Below are 14,301 nucleotides of genomic sequence, written 5' to 3'. Positions count from 1 at the left end.
ATCTCCTCCTAATGGTGGTTGGTATAGCTACGCATTTGTCCGACTAATACCCCTTGTATTTCCACTTGCTCGGGCCGGTAACGCATGGCCTGCATCGTGGAATTGGCGGGGATTAGCAGGGTTTCGTGTGGATACTGCTCAATAAATTTCAATGTTGCTTCGGCTTTTTCGACCAATGCCACGACGATTTCGCCGTTACGGGCATGGCTGCGTTGTTCGATGATGACCCAGTCACCGTCGAAGATGCCTTCTTCCTGCATCGAATCGCCCTTTACTTTCAGTACATAACAAGGGTTCTCGGTTTTCAATTCTTCCGGCACTGCCATATAAGAAATGTTTTCGATCGCTTCTATCGGCCGGCCGGCGGCTATGGTGCCGACAAAAGGCAGCATGCCGGATGCCTCGGTTTTGTTGACCAGCGATTTGGCGTGTTCGGTCAGGCGGATGCCGCGTTGCTTGCGCTGCGGCGCTTCGATCAAATCGGCATCGATTAGCGCCTTAATCTGGCTATGCAATGAACCGCGTGATTTCAAGCCCATCGCCGCGCACAATTCTTCCAATGTCGGCGGATGACTGAATCGCTCTTGGTTTTGTAGCAGGAAGTCGAAAATTTCTTGTTGTTTACGGGTAAGCGTCATATTTGTTCTGTGTTTGTTTTGATAAAGCATACAACTAAAACAAATGCAGAACAAATAATTTTTTCGTTACCGGAAAAATTTTCTATCGATGGGCTGTTGCTGCTTGGGTGAGGTAAGGCGGTCTTCTCGAAACCGCTATGGTTAATCCGCTTCTTGAGTTTCTTGAGGTCGTCATTCAGGAGAAGAGGGGCTCCAGTGCGGCAACTGGGCTCCCGGCTTTGCGGGAGCGAGCTTATTGAGGCGCGGGGTTAATAGCTGTTGCGTATGTGTCAGTGGGACTGAAACACGTCATTTCACAAAAAACGTATTTTCGGAGTGATTGCAACTATGGGGGCAAGCAGATATTCGTTGCTGGCGTTCCTGCGGGACGGAGGACTCGCGTTTATCGAAAGTGCTATTTACTTGTGTCAGTGACGCATTTTTTGGTGAAGCTGTTTTTGGCCGCGCCTTTCAAGTTTTTCTCGGCCGCTTTTGTATCGCAACTGGCTTTAGCGGCAGCGATCTTGGCGTCTTTCTCGCATTTTTTAAGAAAGCTATTTTTGGCGGCTCCGGCCAGCTTTTTTTCAGTTGCCTTCGCTGCGCAATCTGCGTCGGCCGCATACGCCGTTTGGCCTAAGAACAATAAAGCTACGATTGCCAAAATAATGTTTTTCATTGTTTATCCTCCGAATAATTGATAGTGCGCTTATTCGGTCATTGCTGAGGTTTGGATGGCTCTCGCAATTGACCGTCTGTTGCTTGTCGTTTAAAGCCAGAGGTCTTTATGCCTCAACAATCGTTATTTTCATGGCAAGCGGCTAAGTGTTGCGCGAGGAACGATTTTCTCAGTCGCAAATACTAGCCCTTCAGCACGATGGTTTCGACTTGGTCACCACCTCTGGCCGACAGCGTGATTTTGTCCTCTTGAGCTAACCAGCCGATACTTCTTTGAATGACGGCCTCTTCCTCCTGAAGTACATAAACTAATTTGGCAACCGGTGTCGCGCCGTTTTCAGCCAAATGATGCCAGATAACGCCAGCGGTCAAACCTATGCGTTCGAGCATGGAAATCTCGGCTGACTCAGTGCCGCTTGGCTCGGCTTCTACATTAGACTCTACTTTGGCGGCCTTTGGTTTTGGATTGGCTTTTTTCGTGGCTGCTTTGGCAGCGGCAGCTTCCGGAGCTTTTTCGATACTTTCCGGGGCAGCCGGTGCTTCAGCCGTTGTTTTTACGGCTTTAGGCGTTGTAGTTGCTTTGGGTTTAGCTTTGGTTTTGCCCGGTGCGACGGAGGCTTCTTGTGCTGTTTTAACGGCAACGGATTTGGTAGGGGATTTTTTAGTCGCTTTCGCTGGAGCGGGCTTTTCAGCGGTAGAGACTGGTGTTTCGGAGGTAGGCGTAGTTTTTTTCATATTAGCTTTCGACGGTCAAGGATAGAGTTGTTTCCAGCGTTAGAGCTTAGCGCATGGCTATACTGGGAGTTTAACCGAGATTTTAACCGGATTTATAAATCGATTGCTTGTTAAACCCGCGGCCATAAAAAAACCGGTATCAGCTCAGCCGATACCGGTTTGATATAAAGCGCTCAAACTGTGGTTAGTGTACGTCTTTCCAGTACTCTTTTTTCAACAGATAAGCCAGAGCGATAAACATCAGGATAAAGAACAGCACGTATTTACCCATTTGTTGTCTTTCCAACTGTACCGGTTCACCGACATAAACCAGGAAGTTGACCAGATCGTTGACCATTTTGTCGAATTCCTGGGGTGTCATTTGGCCGGGTTGATCCAGTTTCAGACCGGTAATCACGTCATGGCCGTCGATTTTCTGCGTAATTGCCGACTGCGTACCTTGCAGTTGCCAGAATACATTCGGCATACCAACATCAGGGAATACCGCGTTGTTAACGCCTAAAGGTTTTCCCGGTTCAGCATAGAAGCTGCGCAGGTAGGTATATAGCCAGTCGGCACCGCGCGAACGGGCGATCAGCGATAAATCCGGCGGTGTGGTGCCGAACCATTTTTCCGCGTCGTGCGCGTTCATGGCTGAATGCATCTGATCGTAAATGCCGGCCCCGAAAGGCGCCACCACTTTCAGAACTTCCGCTTCATCCAGTTTCAAATCGATCGCGATACGTTTGTAGCGGATGTGTTTTGCCGAATGACAGCCCAAACAATAAGTGACGTAATACTTCGCGCCGCGCTCCATCGACAGGTTGTCGCTCAAATCGATGTCGGCGCTATCCAGTTTGACGCCGCCACTGGCCAGCACGTTGAAAGGCAGCAAAAACAAAAGAGTGTAGAGTATTTTTTTCATGGCTTAATCCAGGCTCTTTTTTAGGTTTTTTGCAAAACGAATCAGCACGGCTGAGACGCCGGACCAGTTCGGCCTTTTCTTAGCGATAGTGCCACCCATATTGTCGGGAACTTGCTGTACCTCAACGACTTCATCGACTAAGGCCAGCAGAGCGGGAATGCGATCTTCCAGGCTAGGCTGGTTGGTCAGGCGATTCGGTACCGGTTTGGTTTTTTCCCAGCGGGTATATAAAGGCATCAACAGGAAAAATCCGAAGTAAACGGCGGTCAATATCCGCGCAACCGTCGTGGCGCCTGGCGTAGCAGGCTGGGTACCCAAATAACCCAGACCGATAAAGGCGACTACAAACAATGCCACGGCTTTTTTGAAGATACCGCCACGGTAACGGATGGATTTGACCGGGCTGCGATCCAGCCAAGGCAGCATGAACAGCACCACAATCGCGCCGCCCATCGCAATCACGCCGGCAAACTTATCCGGTACCGCGCGCAAAATGGCGTAGAACGGGGTGAAGTACCAGACCGGGGCGATATGTTCCGGGGTTTTCAATGGGTCAGCCGGGATAAAGTTGGCATGCTCCAGAAAGTAGCCGCCTAATTCCGGCATGTAGAAAATCACCGTGGCGAAGAAGAACATGAACACGCCGACGCCGACGATGTCCTTGACGGTGTAGTAAGGGTGGAAAGGAATGCCGTCGACCGGATGTCCCCAAGGGTCCTTTGATTGCTTGATTTCAACGCCGTCGGGGTTGTTGGAACCCACTTCGTGCAAAGCCACGATGTGCAGGAATACCAGGATCAGCAATACCAGCGGCACAGCGATGACGTGAAACGCAAAAAAGCGGTTCAAGGTGGCGTCGGAGACCACATAGTCGCCACGTACCCACAGCGATAACTCGTCGCCGATCACTGGAATCGCGCTAAATAAGGAGATAATTACCTGCGCGCCCCAGTAAGACATTTGGCCCCAAGGCAGCAGGTAACCCATAAACGCTTCGGCCATCAAGCAGACGAAGATCAGCATGCCGAAAATCCAGATCAGTTCGCGCGGTTGCTTGAACGAGCCGTAAATCAGGCCGCGGAACATGTGCAGATAGACGACGATGAAGAACGCCGAGGCGCCGGTGGAATGCATATAACGCACCAGCCAACCCCAGTTGACGTCGCGCATGATGTATTCGACCGAATCGAAAGCCAGTTTGGCGTCCGGCTTGTAGTTCATGGTCAGCAAAATGCCGGTGATGAACTGATTGACGAGCACAAACAGGGCCAGAGACCCAAAGAAATACCAGATGTTAAAGTTTTTGGGCGCGTAGTAGTGCGCCATGTGTTCATTCCACAAATCGGAGAGTGGAAAGCGCTCCAGCAGCCATTCGCTGCATTGATTCATTTTACGCTTCATGCTTTGTCTGCCTCGCTGTCTTCGCCCACGACAATCAGATTGTCTGTTTCATATCGATAAGGCGGTATTTCAAGATTGGTAGGGGCGGGAACGCCGCGATACACACGACCGGCCAGATCGAACCAGGAGCCGTGACACGGGCAAAAGAAACCACCTTTCCAGTCCGGGCCTAAATCATTAGGGGCAATTTCCGGGCGAAACGTAGGCGAGCAGCCTAAGTGCGTGCATAGGCCGACCGCGACAAAAATTTCCGGTTTAATGGAGCGCAGCGGATTTTTGCTGTTCTCCGGCTGCATGGATTCGTTGGATACCGGGTCAGCCAGTTTGCTGTCCAACGTCGCCAGAGTGGATATAACCTCCGGCGTCCGGTTCAAGACCCACACCGGCTTCCCTCGCCAAGCTACACGAATTAGCTGGCCGGGTTCCATCTTGCTGATATCGACATCGACGGGGGCTCCTGCTGCCATGGCCTTGGCGCTGGGCTGCATTTGCGAGAGAAAAGGGACGGCCAAATAGCCGGCACCCACTGCACCAACCACCGACAGTGCCGAGGTCAGAAACTGGCGTTTGGAATGATCGACGCCTTCGTGGTTCATAAGTAACACTCCTGATGATGTGATGTATATCGCGATACATCGATTATTATAATTTTCAGCAAATATACCCTACTGTCCGTGATTATTGAAATTGTTCTTGCGACAGCGCTATTCAAGGGTTTCAGGCGTTTGCGGATGCTGAGAATTATCACTTTAAAGCAACTGCCAGCGCGTTTAGAAAGGCTTGATTTTCTTCCGGTTTCCCGATGGTGACGCGCAGGCAATTGTGTAACAGCCCGCCTTGCGGGGACAGATTCTTGATCAACACGCCTTGCGACTTCAATGAAGCAAATACATCGTCTGCGGCTTTGTTGAGGGTGCGGAACAAAATGAAGTTAGCGGCGCTGGGGTAGGCGCATACGCCGGGTGTCTCGTCTAAGGCTTGAAGAACTAAAGCGCGCTCCGCTCGCAGCGTTTGGGTTTGTTCTAACAGAAACTCGCCATGATCCAACGCAAAGCCCACCGTGATTTGGGTCAGACTATTGATATTGTATGGTAAGCGGACTTTATGCAGCTGCTCCACAATGGCCGCATCGCCGGCCAGAAACCCCAGGCGTAAGCCGGCCAGCCCCAGTTTGGAAACGGTACGCATCACCAGTAAATTAGGATAATGTCCTAGCTCGCCGATAAAACTGGCGTCGGCAAACGGCGCATACGCTTCGTCGACCACGACCAAGCCCGGTGCAAGGCTGAGTATTTCCTTGATGGCGTCGGCATCGAATAAGTTGCCGGTGGGGTTGTTGGGATAGGCGATAAAAATCAGGGAAGGTCGCGATTCGGCAATCGCTGCGCGCATAGCCGGCATGTCCAGTTCAAAACTGTTTGCCTGCAACGGCACGCCAAGGTAACGCAGGCCCAGGCTTTGCGCCACTTGCTTGTACATCACAAATCCGGGTTCCGGTGCCAACACCGCGGCATCGGCGCTCAGAGCCATCAGCAATATTTGAATGATCTCGTCCGAGCCGTTGCCGAGCAGCAAGGCCGCTTGCTCCGGTATGCCGTTCGCTCGGCGTAATGCGGCCGCCAGGGCCTTGGCTTCCGGGTCCGGGTAGCGGTTGATCGGGCAGGTTTTCAGTGATTCCAACCAGCGTGTTTGAATGTCTTCCGGCCAGCTATAAGGATTTTCCATGGCATCGAGTTTGATGAAGTTACTGGCATCGGCGACATGGTAGGCCGACATGGAGAGAACTTCTGAGCGGAACAGCGTTTCGAGCGGTTGGGTTGGCATGTGGTCAAACTCTGCGGAATTGGAACGAGCGGCATGGATATTACACCCTAGCAAACTGGGCTGGCCGCGAGGGCAAAAAATCGGCGGATTTTAACAAAGCGGAGGGCGAACGTATAACCTTGAAAACCAGCCTCTTGCGTCTCCGTTGACGCGAATCGCTCGCTGCGGTGCGGGCGGATACGGCGCGGGATAATAACACTGCTTGCTGGAGGTGGCAAAGGGATTAGGCTGCAGAGCGGGCGGATTTGCCTGTGAATGCGATGATGCTTGGACAATACGCTTCTATGATGGATCAAGCAGTCAGTCAGGTTGCCGCTATCGCGGCTCCCTGACGATTTGCTTTACAAGCTTACCACTGTGATTCGCCAGTTTCCGGGTCGTACATTTCGTGGAAGATTTTGTGGCGGTTGGCGATCAATTCGTCGATGCTCGGCGAGTTGCTCATCGCTCGGGAAATTGCCAGTTTCATGGCTTCGTAATTGGTGCGGTACAAATCCTTACGGTCCAAATCCGGGTTTTCCGCGCAGGAGGGATCTATCCAGATCATGGCGATGATGCACAATTCGTTGGCTTGCAGGCGCGGAATGACGCCGTCGGCGACGCTATCGATGACGGCGTCGGCGACCGCCGACTGTACCGGACCGCCCAATAAATTGACATAAGCCGAGGATTTGATTGTGACTTTCGGCACCATGATGGTGGCCGGACGCACTTGTTGGTTGGTGGCGCGGATCGCAAACATGCGCGTGTGGCCGGCGGTTTGGCCCATCAGATTGGCAAAAGCATGGCCGGCCGGGCCTTTGACGTCGCCAATCAGAATTTCCGGCATGGCGTCGGTACCTTGCCCTTCGCTGGAAAATACGGTGGCTTCGCCGGTTCTAAACCAATAAGAGTCTGACATGGTGCGTCCTCGGAGTATGTTGAGAAAGGCCGCATTCTATGCCCGCGCTGGGATCGCGGCAATAGGCGGACTCCGGCTTAGGGTTTAGATTGGTGGCTAAGCATGCGGGTGTAGCGCTGTTAGCGCATGCGATCCCGATACGCGCAGGTAATGCTGGAAGGTTGTGAGACGGCACAACCACTCCAGCGTAGCTGCTGGTCTCCCGCCTTCGCGAGAGTGCCACTATTTAGGGTAAAAGTGAATAATGTCCGGTTCCGCTATGCCTGCTCGGCTTTCATCGCACTGCGTAACAACTGCAAACATTGGCGATTGGCGGCTAGATCCAGCGCGCTGAAATCGTCCTGAGTAGTCAGTAGCGGATCGGCGCCGGCTTCCAGTAATTGCTTGACCACCGCGTGCTTGCCACTGGATGATGCATAAGTCAGCGCGCTGGCGCCGCTCGGGTTTTGATAGTTAATATCGATGCCGGCTTCCAGTAACAAGCCGATGCAATCGCCGGCTTCGGCGAAACATGCGGCCCACAGCGCGTTGTTGCCGTAAGCGTCCAGCGCCGTAAGATCTGCACCTTGCTCCAACAGAAAGGCCAGCACGTCGCTCCGGCCTTGTTGGGCGGACAGAATCAATGGGTGTTTGCCGTGTGGGTTGAGGCCTAATTGAAAGCCATTTTCCAGTAGCCAGGCGTCTATTTCGGGCGTAAGAGGCATACAGATCAGACCAGAGAAGGGCGGTGGAGTAAGGACAGATGGCCGACACCGGCGGTTTTCAGTTTGTCGGCTAATTCGTGTCGGGCTAGTTCGCCTTTGCCGCGCAGATACTTCAATTCGCTGCCGGTCAGCAAGGTGATGGCAACCAGTTTTATCTCGCCGCCCGCTAGCGTTAGGGTTTTGCCGGGTTCGCTGTTAGCGCCCAGCAGTGCGCCGATTTGCCCACGGCCGTCCTTGATATGGTCGATTGCGAATTCCATCGATAATAGCTCGCCGTTCAACAGCCGTTCGCTCAAACGCGGAAAGCCGGCCAGGGTGTGGCTGACTTCGGCGGTTAAAGGAAATAACCAGGTGTCGGCGAGTTTGCTGAGCGGCGCATCGGTGGCGGTGCCGGAATCCGGGCTTGCGATAAACACTTCCAGGCCCAGGCCGGTTTCCGGGCGGTCGCGCTCTACCCAGGGATCGGATAAACCATCCGAGATCACGCAGGCGTTCTGGCCATGCCGTGCCGCCAGCCAGGCTGCGCCGGCCGGCCATTCCGGCCCGTCGCTCATCGGCCCCATCAGCGAGGTCAGGGCCGCCAATTCAGAACCCAGTTGTTCCTGCAGCGCTTGATGGCGAGATTCGGTCGCCATGCGCAATCGATCCGCATAAGTCAGGCCGACGATGTGTTCAGTTTGCTGCATGCGCCGTCTCCATGGTTAGGGCTTCCCAGCGCTCGCGGGCGGTAAAGCTGACTTCTTCGTCGGCATCATCGAGCATCTGTTTCAGCAGTTCCGGCTCGGCGCGCAAGGCCACCTCGTAACGTACGGTCCAGTCTTCGTCTTTACTCATCATGACCAGATCGTCGACGTCCATGCGCTGCGCGACGATGCGGCGGATGTTGACTTCGTGATCTTCGGCCATCAAGCCCAAACTGACACTGGGTATGCGTTCGGCGACGGTGCGGCGCACCTCATTGTCCGGGTCGGCGACCAGGCGGAACAGCCGCCCGGCGGGCAAGCGCTTGGCCACGTAGGTTCGCACCAAATAATCCGGGTCGTTGGCCATCAGTTCAAGTTGCGTTTCGGGCAGACGATCAGCTACGGTGACCCGGACTTCTCTGTCGCTGTCCTGACTCAGCTCCAGTAGCCAGTCAACGGGGATGCGGTAGGCCAATACCCGGCGCACCGCTTCGTCGGGATCGGTTAGTAGCGGGCGTAAATGATTGGTGGGGAGATAGCGGGCGGCGATTGCCCGGCGTTCCCAGAACGGATCATTGGCGTAATTCGGCGCGAAGCCCGGATGAACTTTAAAAAAACGGTCGATTTGCCGGCCGCTTTCGGCGACCACACAGCGGTCGCCCGGTTTGCAAGTGCCGGCAGCCAATAAGCTATCCCGGTAAGTACAAGTCGAGCAGTCGGCTAACGGGGTTAGATCCACGGAATCGTGCTCTGCTAGGGATGAGGCCACCATTTAGGCGGCCTCCGCTAAGACCGGCAGTAGCTGTGGCGTGATTTGCGCCAGCCAGATTCGAATGCGCTCGTCGGTCAAATGCGGTTGACCGCGTTGATCCAGCACTAGGCCGACGAATTGGTTGTCGATTATCGAGTCGGAATGTTCGAAAGTGTAGCCTTCGGTACTCCAGCGGCCGATCATTTCGGCACCGTAGTCGTAAAACACCCGGTAAAGCTGGATCAGCGAGCTGGCGAAACGCGAAGCGTAGCGTTCTTGATGGCCCAAGCCGAATAGTGCGATGCGTTTGCCGGAGAGATCGGCGCCGTCCAGGGAAGGCACGAACTCTTGCCAGCTGCGTTCCTGGCATCCGGCTCCCAGGCCCGGCAAGTCGCCTATGCCATAACTGGGCGTGCCCAAAATCAGCGCGTCGTACTGCAATAATTCTTCGGGTTTTACTCGATTGATATTTTTGGGCTTGTCGGCCAGCTCATCGCCTAACAGACTGAAAATTTTTTTTGCCACTAGCCGGGTGCTGCCGGTATCCGTTCCGAAAAAAATGCCGATTTTGCTCATAAATCACCTGTGATCGAGAGTGCGGGATAAGGCTTGTGCAGCCGTTTTAAACTTCTCAGCAAATTTTGATCCAGATTCAAAAATAACCCGTGCATCTGGTTTTTTGTTTTATATCAGTTAGATAGGGTTTTTTGCCGTATTTTCAGGTTGAGGTCTGTGCAGGCATGTCTACAATTGCCAGACCGATGGGGTGATTTGTGACACAGCGGCCGGCGTTATCCGTTAGATTCAGGGTGGATTGTTAGCGTCAAGATGCGGCTCTTCAGTGAGCTAACGCCTGTTTTTAGTGCAAGCTGATTGCGTGGTTATTTTGAATTCAGCCAAGTACAGTCATTACCGTAATAAATATTCAAGGACGCCATATGGCAATTCTGCGCTGTAACAATTGTGCCTATTTACGTGAAGTGCCGAACGAGCATGTGGGCAAAACGGTTAAGTGTCCGGTTTGCGGGCAAGCATCGGCAATTCACGATACCGTGGTTTTTTTGAAGAAACTGATCGATAAATACGGGGTGCTACTGGCTAAATACCGGGAGTTGGAACAGGCGAGTAATCCTGTAACGGAAATGGCGCCATCCGATATTCGCTTGCCTAAAGACGAAGAGGTGGATTTGCACAACACTGCTGTGATGACTAACAGTATGCAGTACAAACCCATCATCAGCTGGTTCGAACGTAAAAATATCCAGGTCGAAGTAAATCATAACGCCTTGGATACGCAAGGTTTTTATGATGAAGTGGCGGTTGAATTGGGCGATAACTTTCCGGTTTTGCAGGATGTACTGGATAGAATTAGGAAAGCCCAAAGAAATAACTACGCATCGGTTGTTTTGAATTTAAGCGATTACAGTCAAAATCAAATTAAAACCATTACCGGCTTTTGTAAAAACCTTTACGAATTCTCGTTTGTCGCCAAGTATTTTTATAATAAAAATGAAAAGAGAGTCCATCTGACGTTACAGAGTATGTCGGCCATTGTCGGATTTTTTAATGGTGAATGGTTGGAGTGGTATGTGTTTATGAAATTGCTGAAACATTTCTACGAAAGCAAAGGGCTTTTCTCTTGCTTAAGAAGCTTTAATATTCAGTTTGCCAATGAAGATAAATATGAAGTGGATGTGTTTTTTCTAATTAATGGGCGTATACCGGTATTTATAGAATGTAAATCCGGAGAATTTCGTTCGTTTATCGACAAGTACTGCAAAATGCGGCGCAGGCTGGATATTGCCAAGGAAAACTTTCTGTTACTGGTCTTGGGTGTTAGTGATGAGCAGGTGTTGGGGTTGACTAGAATGTACGATATTACCTTCGTCAATGAAGCCGGCTTTATCAAACATATTGCCGGTTTGGCGTCGCAATAAATTATACCTCTTAATATTTGTGGTAATTAGGCTATTTTTCCCGGTTTTGCTGATATTTTCAGAATCTATGGTAGGATGAAAAGGCTTTGAGCAAGCAACCGGATTAAAATATACAGTCATAAATTTGTAATTTTAATGTGGTTTAAAAAAACACTTAGTTATCAATTGATAGGATTTGTATGAACACAGTAAAAAAAACCTTGGCTTCATTTTTGGTGATCGCCGCAGCATTGGTTTCCACATCCGCTAATGCAAACAGCGCTGGCGACGCCAAAGTACGTGCAGCCGGTGAAGCTACCGTTGCCAAAGTAGAAGAAGCTGTAAGCTTGTTGGAAAAAGGCGACAAAGAAGGTACTTTGAAAGCACTGGGCGACGTTCGCCAGTCGCAAAAAGAGTTCCGTTATGAGCAAACCGAGCGTTTGCGTCAAAGAGCTGGCGACAAACTGAAAGTTGCCCGCGATGAGATCGAAAAAGGTGATGCCAACGCCGTAGCCAGCTTGAAAGCGACTCTGGACCTTTACAAAGAAATGATGAAAGTTTACAGCGCCGCTCACTAAGGACGCATCGAATCAATCCAATCCGGATTGATTAACGGCTGCCACCGGAAGACGTGTTTTCTCGGTGGCTCCCAACTAAACTGTTTCCGATGTTCATGCCTGCTTGGCATACTTCCCTTACTCCCTCCGCTGCCGATCTTTCAAAGCTTGCAATCGGCAAACAATCTTTCGAATTCCTGAGCTTGTAATGGCTTTGCGAACAAATAACCCTGTCCGAAATCGCAACCTGCCGCAGTAAGCAAATCCCGTTGGCTTGAGGTTTCTATACCTTCGGCAATCACTTTTATGCCCAATTTGTGAGCCATCACGATGATCGCTTCGCATAAGGCCATGTCGTCGGAGCCAACTGCCAGATTGCGGACGAAGCTCTGATCTATTTTCAGATAATCGATGTCGAATTTTTTCAGATAAGACAGCGATGAATAGCCGGTGCCGAAATCATCCAGCGACACCTGAATGCCGGCGTCGCGGAACGACAACAGTTGCTCGGCCACGCTGCTATTGGCATCCAGTAACAGGCCTTCGGTAATTTCGATGACGACACTTTGCCCGGAAAGACTCAGCGCCTCCAGTGTGTCCAGCCAATCGCGATGACTGTCGCGTTCATTCCGAAACTGGACCGGCGATTTATTGATACTGATCTGGAATTTTTCGTGTATCGATTGCCGCCAGCGACTGGTTTGCTCGGCGGCTTCCTGAAAAATCCAATTCCCGATGCTGCTGATCAAACCTGTTTCTTCGGCAATCGGAATAAAGTCCGCCGGGTTGATCAGGCCGCGTGTTGGATGTTGCCAGCGGATTAGTGCTTCCGCTTTGCGTACAGTATTAGTAGCCAGTTCGACGATGGGTTGGTAGCACAAATAAAACTGCTGCCCGGCCAGAGCCTGTCTTAGGTCGTTACTGAGCCGCAGCCGCGCTTGTGCGGATTCCTGCATGGTGGGGATGAAAAAACAATATTGGTTCCGGCCCTGGCGCTTGGCGGCATACATCGCCTGGTCCGCATGCTTTAGCAGCGATTTCAGGTTGTCGGCGTCATCCGGGAAAAAAGCGATGCCGATACTGGTGGAAATATAAGCAATTTCGTTACCCAACTGAAAACATTCCGTCATTTTGTGCAACAGCTTGCCGGCTATACGCTCGGCGTTGTCGGGGTCGCCGACATCGCTCAGGATCACAGTAAACTCGTCGCCGCCCAGGCGGGCTACCGTGTCGGTTTCCCGCACGCTGGTCAAAATCCGTTGGGCGGCAATTTGCAGCAGCTCGTCGCCCATGTCGTGTCCCAGGGTGTCGTTCACTTCCTTGAATAAGTCCAGGTCGATAAACAACAGCGCCAGACGCTTGTGTTCCCGGTGGGCTTTTTTGATTTCCTGACTCAGCCGGTCGTAAAACATGCGCCGATTCGGCAATTGGGTTAATGGGTCGAAATTGGCTTGTTGCCAGATCACGCCTTCGGTTTTTTTCTTTTCGGTAATATCAGAAAACAAAGCCACCCGCCGCTGCATGGTCTGTTGAGCATCAAAGATGGTGTTGACGGTTAACCACTTGGCGTATAACTCGCCGTTCTTACGTTTGTCCCAGATTTCGCCCTGCCAGCTACCCTTGCTTTGAATGGCTTGCCACATAGCTTCGCTGTGAATGCTGCTGTTTAAAATGCCAATGTGCTTACCGACTACTTCATCGGATTGGTAGCCGGTAATGGTGGTGAAGGCGGCGTTGACTGTCAGGATGCGATCATCCGAGTCTGCCAACAGCATGGCTTCGCTGCTGTTTTGATAAATCAGTGCGGCCTGTTGCAGGGCTTCTTCGATACGCTTACGTTCGCTAATGTCCCGAGCGATAGCCAAGTTATAACCGACATTGGCGTATTCAAAATAATTGGCCACGACTTCCACCGGAAACAACCTGCCATCCTTGGTTTTGTGGATGGTTTCCAACTTGTTCGAGCGCTTAATTTTCAGCTCCGCCCAGTGCGCGGCCCAGACTTGGCGCGGAAAGCAAGGGTCTACATCGAATACGCTCAAGCGCAACAGCTCTTGATGGCTATAGCCTAAAGCCTTGCAGGATTGGTTGTTGATATAAATGAAGCTGGCATTCTCGGTAATCAAATAAGCGCTGTCATGCATTTGATCCATACCAAAGCTTAATTGGGCTAAGCGCCTGCGCGAGGTTTTTTGCTCGGTGATGTCCCGAAAACTCCAAACCCGGCCCGCCGGTTGCCCGTCCAGATATTGTGGTTGGCAATAGCTTTCGATAAAGCGGCCGTCTTTAAACTCCAGTTCGCTGGCGTAACGTTGCTTAGGGTATTTATAAATCTCTTCGATTCGGTTTAGGAAGGAGGTTCGGTCTTTTAGCAGTTTCAGGGCGTAGCTCAGGGATTTCTCATCGTCGCCGATCTTCAAAGAACCTGGCGGGATGCCCCAAATCCGCATGAATTGCGGGTTGAAAGTGGCGATCTTGCCGAACAGATCGACTACCAATATAGCGTCGGTGCTGGAGTCGAGCGCGGCTTGAAGGATTGATAGCGATTTTTGCAAACTGGCTTGTTTCTGCTTGGGTTGGACCATGACTCGGCTACACTGCTAGCAAGTAAATCTAGCAAAGGCTTATTTAAA

15 protein-coding genes are annotated in these 14,301 nt (G+C 51.7%); 2 read left to right on the top strand and 13 right to left on the bottom strand.

Going from position 1 to position 14,301, the window contains the following annotated elements:
* Positions 1-8: 8 nt before the first annotated feature.
* The 12 genes from lexA to ACWAU0_RS04275 form a co-directional block, all read right to left on the bottom strand.
* Positions 9-638 (bottom strand): transcriptional repressor LexA, encoded by a 630-nt coding sequence (gene lexA / locus ACWAU0_RS04330; protein WP_171696677.1) that lies wholly within the window; start codon positions 636-638, stop codon positions 9-11.
* Between the two features lie 394 nt (positions 639-1,032).
* A complete protein-coding gene (locus ACWAU0_RS04325; protein ID WP_458138415.1) occupies positions 1,033-1,293 on the bottom strand; it encodes a hypothetical protein in 261 nt (86 codons plus the stop codon).
* A 182-nt stretch (positions 1,294-1,475) separates the two neighbouring features.
* Positions 1,476-2,027, bottom strand: a complete 552-nt coding sequence (locus ACWAU0_RS04320; RefSeq protein WP_458138414.1) for a winged helix-turn-helix domain-containing protein — start codon at positions 2,025-2,027, stop codon at positions 1,476-1,478.
* 184 nt (positions 2,028-2,211) lie between these two features.
* The gene (locus tag ACWAU0_RS04315) at positions 2,212-2,931 is read right to left on the bottom strand and encodes a cytochrome c1 (protein WP_033155859.1); all 720 of its coding nucleotides are present in this window, start codon (positions 2,929-2,931) and stop codon (positions 2,212-2,214) included.
* 3 nt (positions 2,932-2,934) lie between these two features.
* The gene (locus ACWAU0_RS04310) at positions 2,935-4,332 is read right to left on the bottom strand and encodes a cytochrome b (RefSeq protein WP_458138413.1); all 1,398 of its coding nucleotides are present in this window, start codon (positions 4,330-4,332) and stop codon (positions 2,935-2,937) included.
* On the bottom strand, positions 4,329-4,928 hold the full coding sequence (gene petA / locus ACWAU0_RS04305) for a ubiquinol-cytochrome c reductase iron-sulfur subunit (RefSeq protein ID WP_033155861.1): 600 nt from the start codon (positions 4,926-4,928) through the stop codon (positions 4,329-4,331). Before petA ends, ACWAU0_RS04310 begins: the two co-directional genes overlap by 4 nt.
* Positions 4,929-5,076: 148 nt before the next feature.
* Positions 5,077-6,156: a histidinol-phosphate transaminase gene (gene hisC, locus ACWAU0_RS04300; RefSeq protein ID WP_458138412.1), complete on the bottom strand. Its 1,080-nt coding sequence runs from the start codon at positions 6,154-6,156 to the stop codon at positions 5,077-5,079.
* A gap of 349 nt (positions 6,157-6,505) precedes the next feature.
* Positions 6,506-7,057 (bottom strand): formaldehyde-activating enzyme, encoded by a 552-nt coding sequence (gene fae, locus ACWAU0_RS04295; protein ID WP_033155863.1) that lies wholly within the window; start codon positions 7,055-7,057, stop codon positions 6,506-6,508.
* A gap of 257 nt (positions 7,058-7,314) precedes the next feature.
* Positions 7,315-7,761 (bottom strand): ankyrin repeat domain-containing protein, encoded by a 447-nt coding sequence (locus tag ACWAU0_RS04290; RefSeq protein ID WP_458138411.1) that lies wholly within the window; start codon positions 7,759-7,761, stop codon positions 7,315-7,317.
* A 5-nt stretch (positions 7,762-7,766) separates the two neighbouring features.
* On the bottom strand, positions 7,767-8,447 hold the full coding sequence (locus ACWAU0_RS04285; RefSeq protein ID WP_458138410.1) for a hypothetical protein: 681 nt from the start codon (positions 8,445-8,447) through the stop codon (positions 7,767-7,769).
* Positions 8,434-9,216 carry a 4Fe4S-binding leucine-rich repeat protein gene (locus ACWAU0_RS04280; RefSeq protein WP_101051995.1) on the bottom strand — a complete coding sequence of 261 codons (783 nt, stop codon included), beginning with the start codon at positions 9,214-9,216 and terminating at the stop codon, positions 8,434-8,436. Before ACWAU0_RS04280 ends, ACWAU0_RS04285 begins: the two co-directional genes overlap by 14 nt.
* Positions 9,217-9,771 carry a flavodoxin gene (locus ACWAU0_RS04275; RefSeq protein ID WP_101051996.1) on the bottom strand — a complete coding sequence of 185 codons (555 nt, stop codon included), beginning with the start codon at positions 9,769-9,771 and terminating at the stop codon, positions 9,217-9,219.
* Between the two features lie 362 nt (positions 9,772-10,133).
* Between ACWAU0_RS04275 and ACWAU0_RS04270 the strand changes: the two genes are divergently transcribed.
* Together ACWAU0_RS04270 and ACWAU0_RS04265 are read left to right on the top strand one after the other, a co-directional pair.
* Positions 10,134-11,132: a hypothetical protein gene (locus ACWAU0_RS04270; RefSeq protein ID WP_458138409.1), complete on the top strand. Its 999-nt coding sequence runs from the start codon at positions 10,134-10,136 to the stop codon at positions 11,130-11,132.
* A 179-nt stretch (positions 11,133-11,311) separates the two neighbouring features.
* Positions 11,312-11,689: a hypothetical protein gene (locus ACWAU0_RS04265; protein ID WP_033155869.1), complete on the top strand. Its 378-nt coding sequence runs from the start codon at positions 11,312-11,314 to the stop codon at positions 11,687-11,689.
* A 140-nt stretch (positions 11,690-11,829) separates the two neighbouring features.
* Here ACWAU0_RS04265 and ACWAU0_RS04260 read toward each other — a convergent pair whose 3' ends face one another.
* Positions 11,830-14,253, bottom strand: a complete 2,424-nt coding sequence (locus ACWAU0_RS04260) for a sensor domain-containing protein (RefSeq protein ID WP_458138408.1) — start codon at positions 14,251-14,253, stop codon at positions 11,830-11,832.
* Between the last annotated feature and the right edge of the window lie 48 nt (positions 14,254-14,301).

This window comes from Methylomonas sp. Uni0009, from assembly GCF_054188105.3.
Note: the sequence above shows the minus strand (reverse complement) of the source record. Positions and strands in the feature narration are given on the sequence as shown.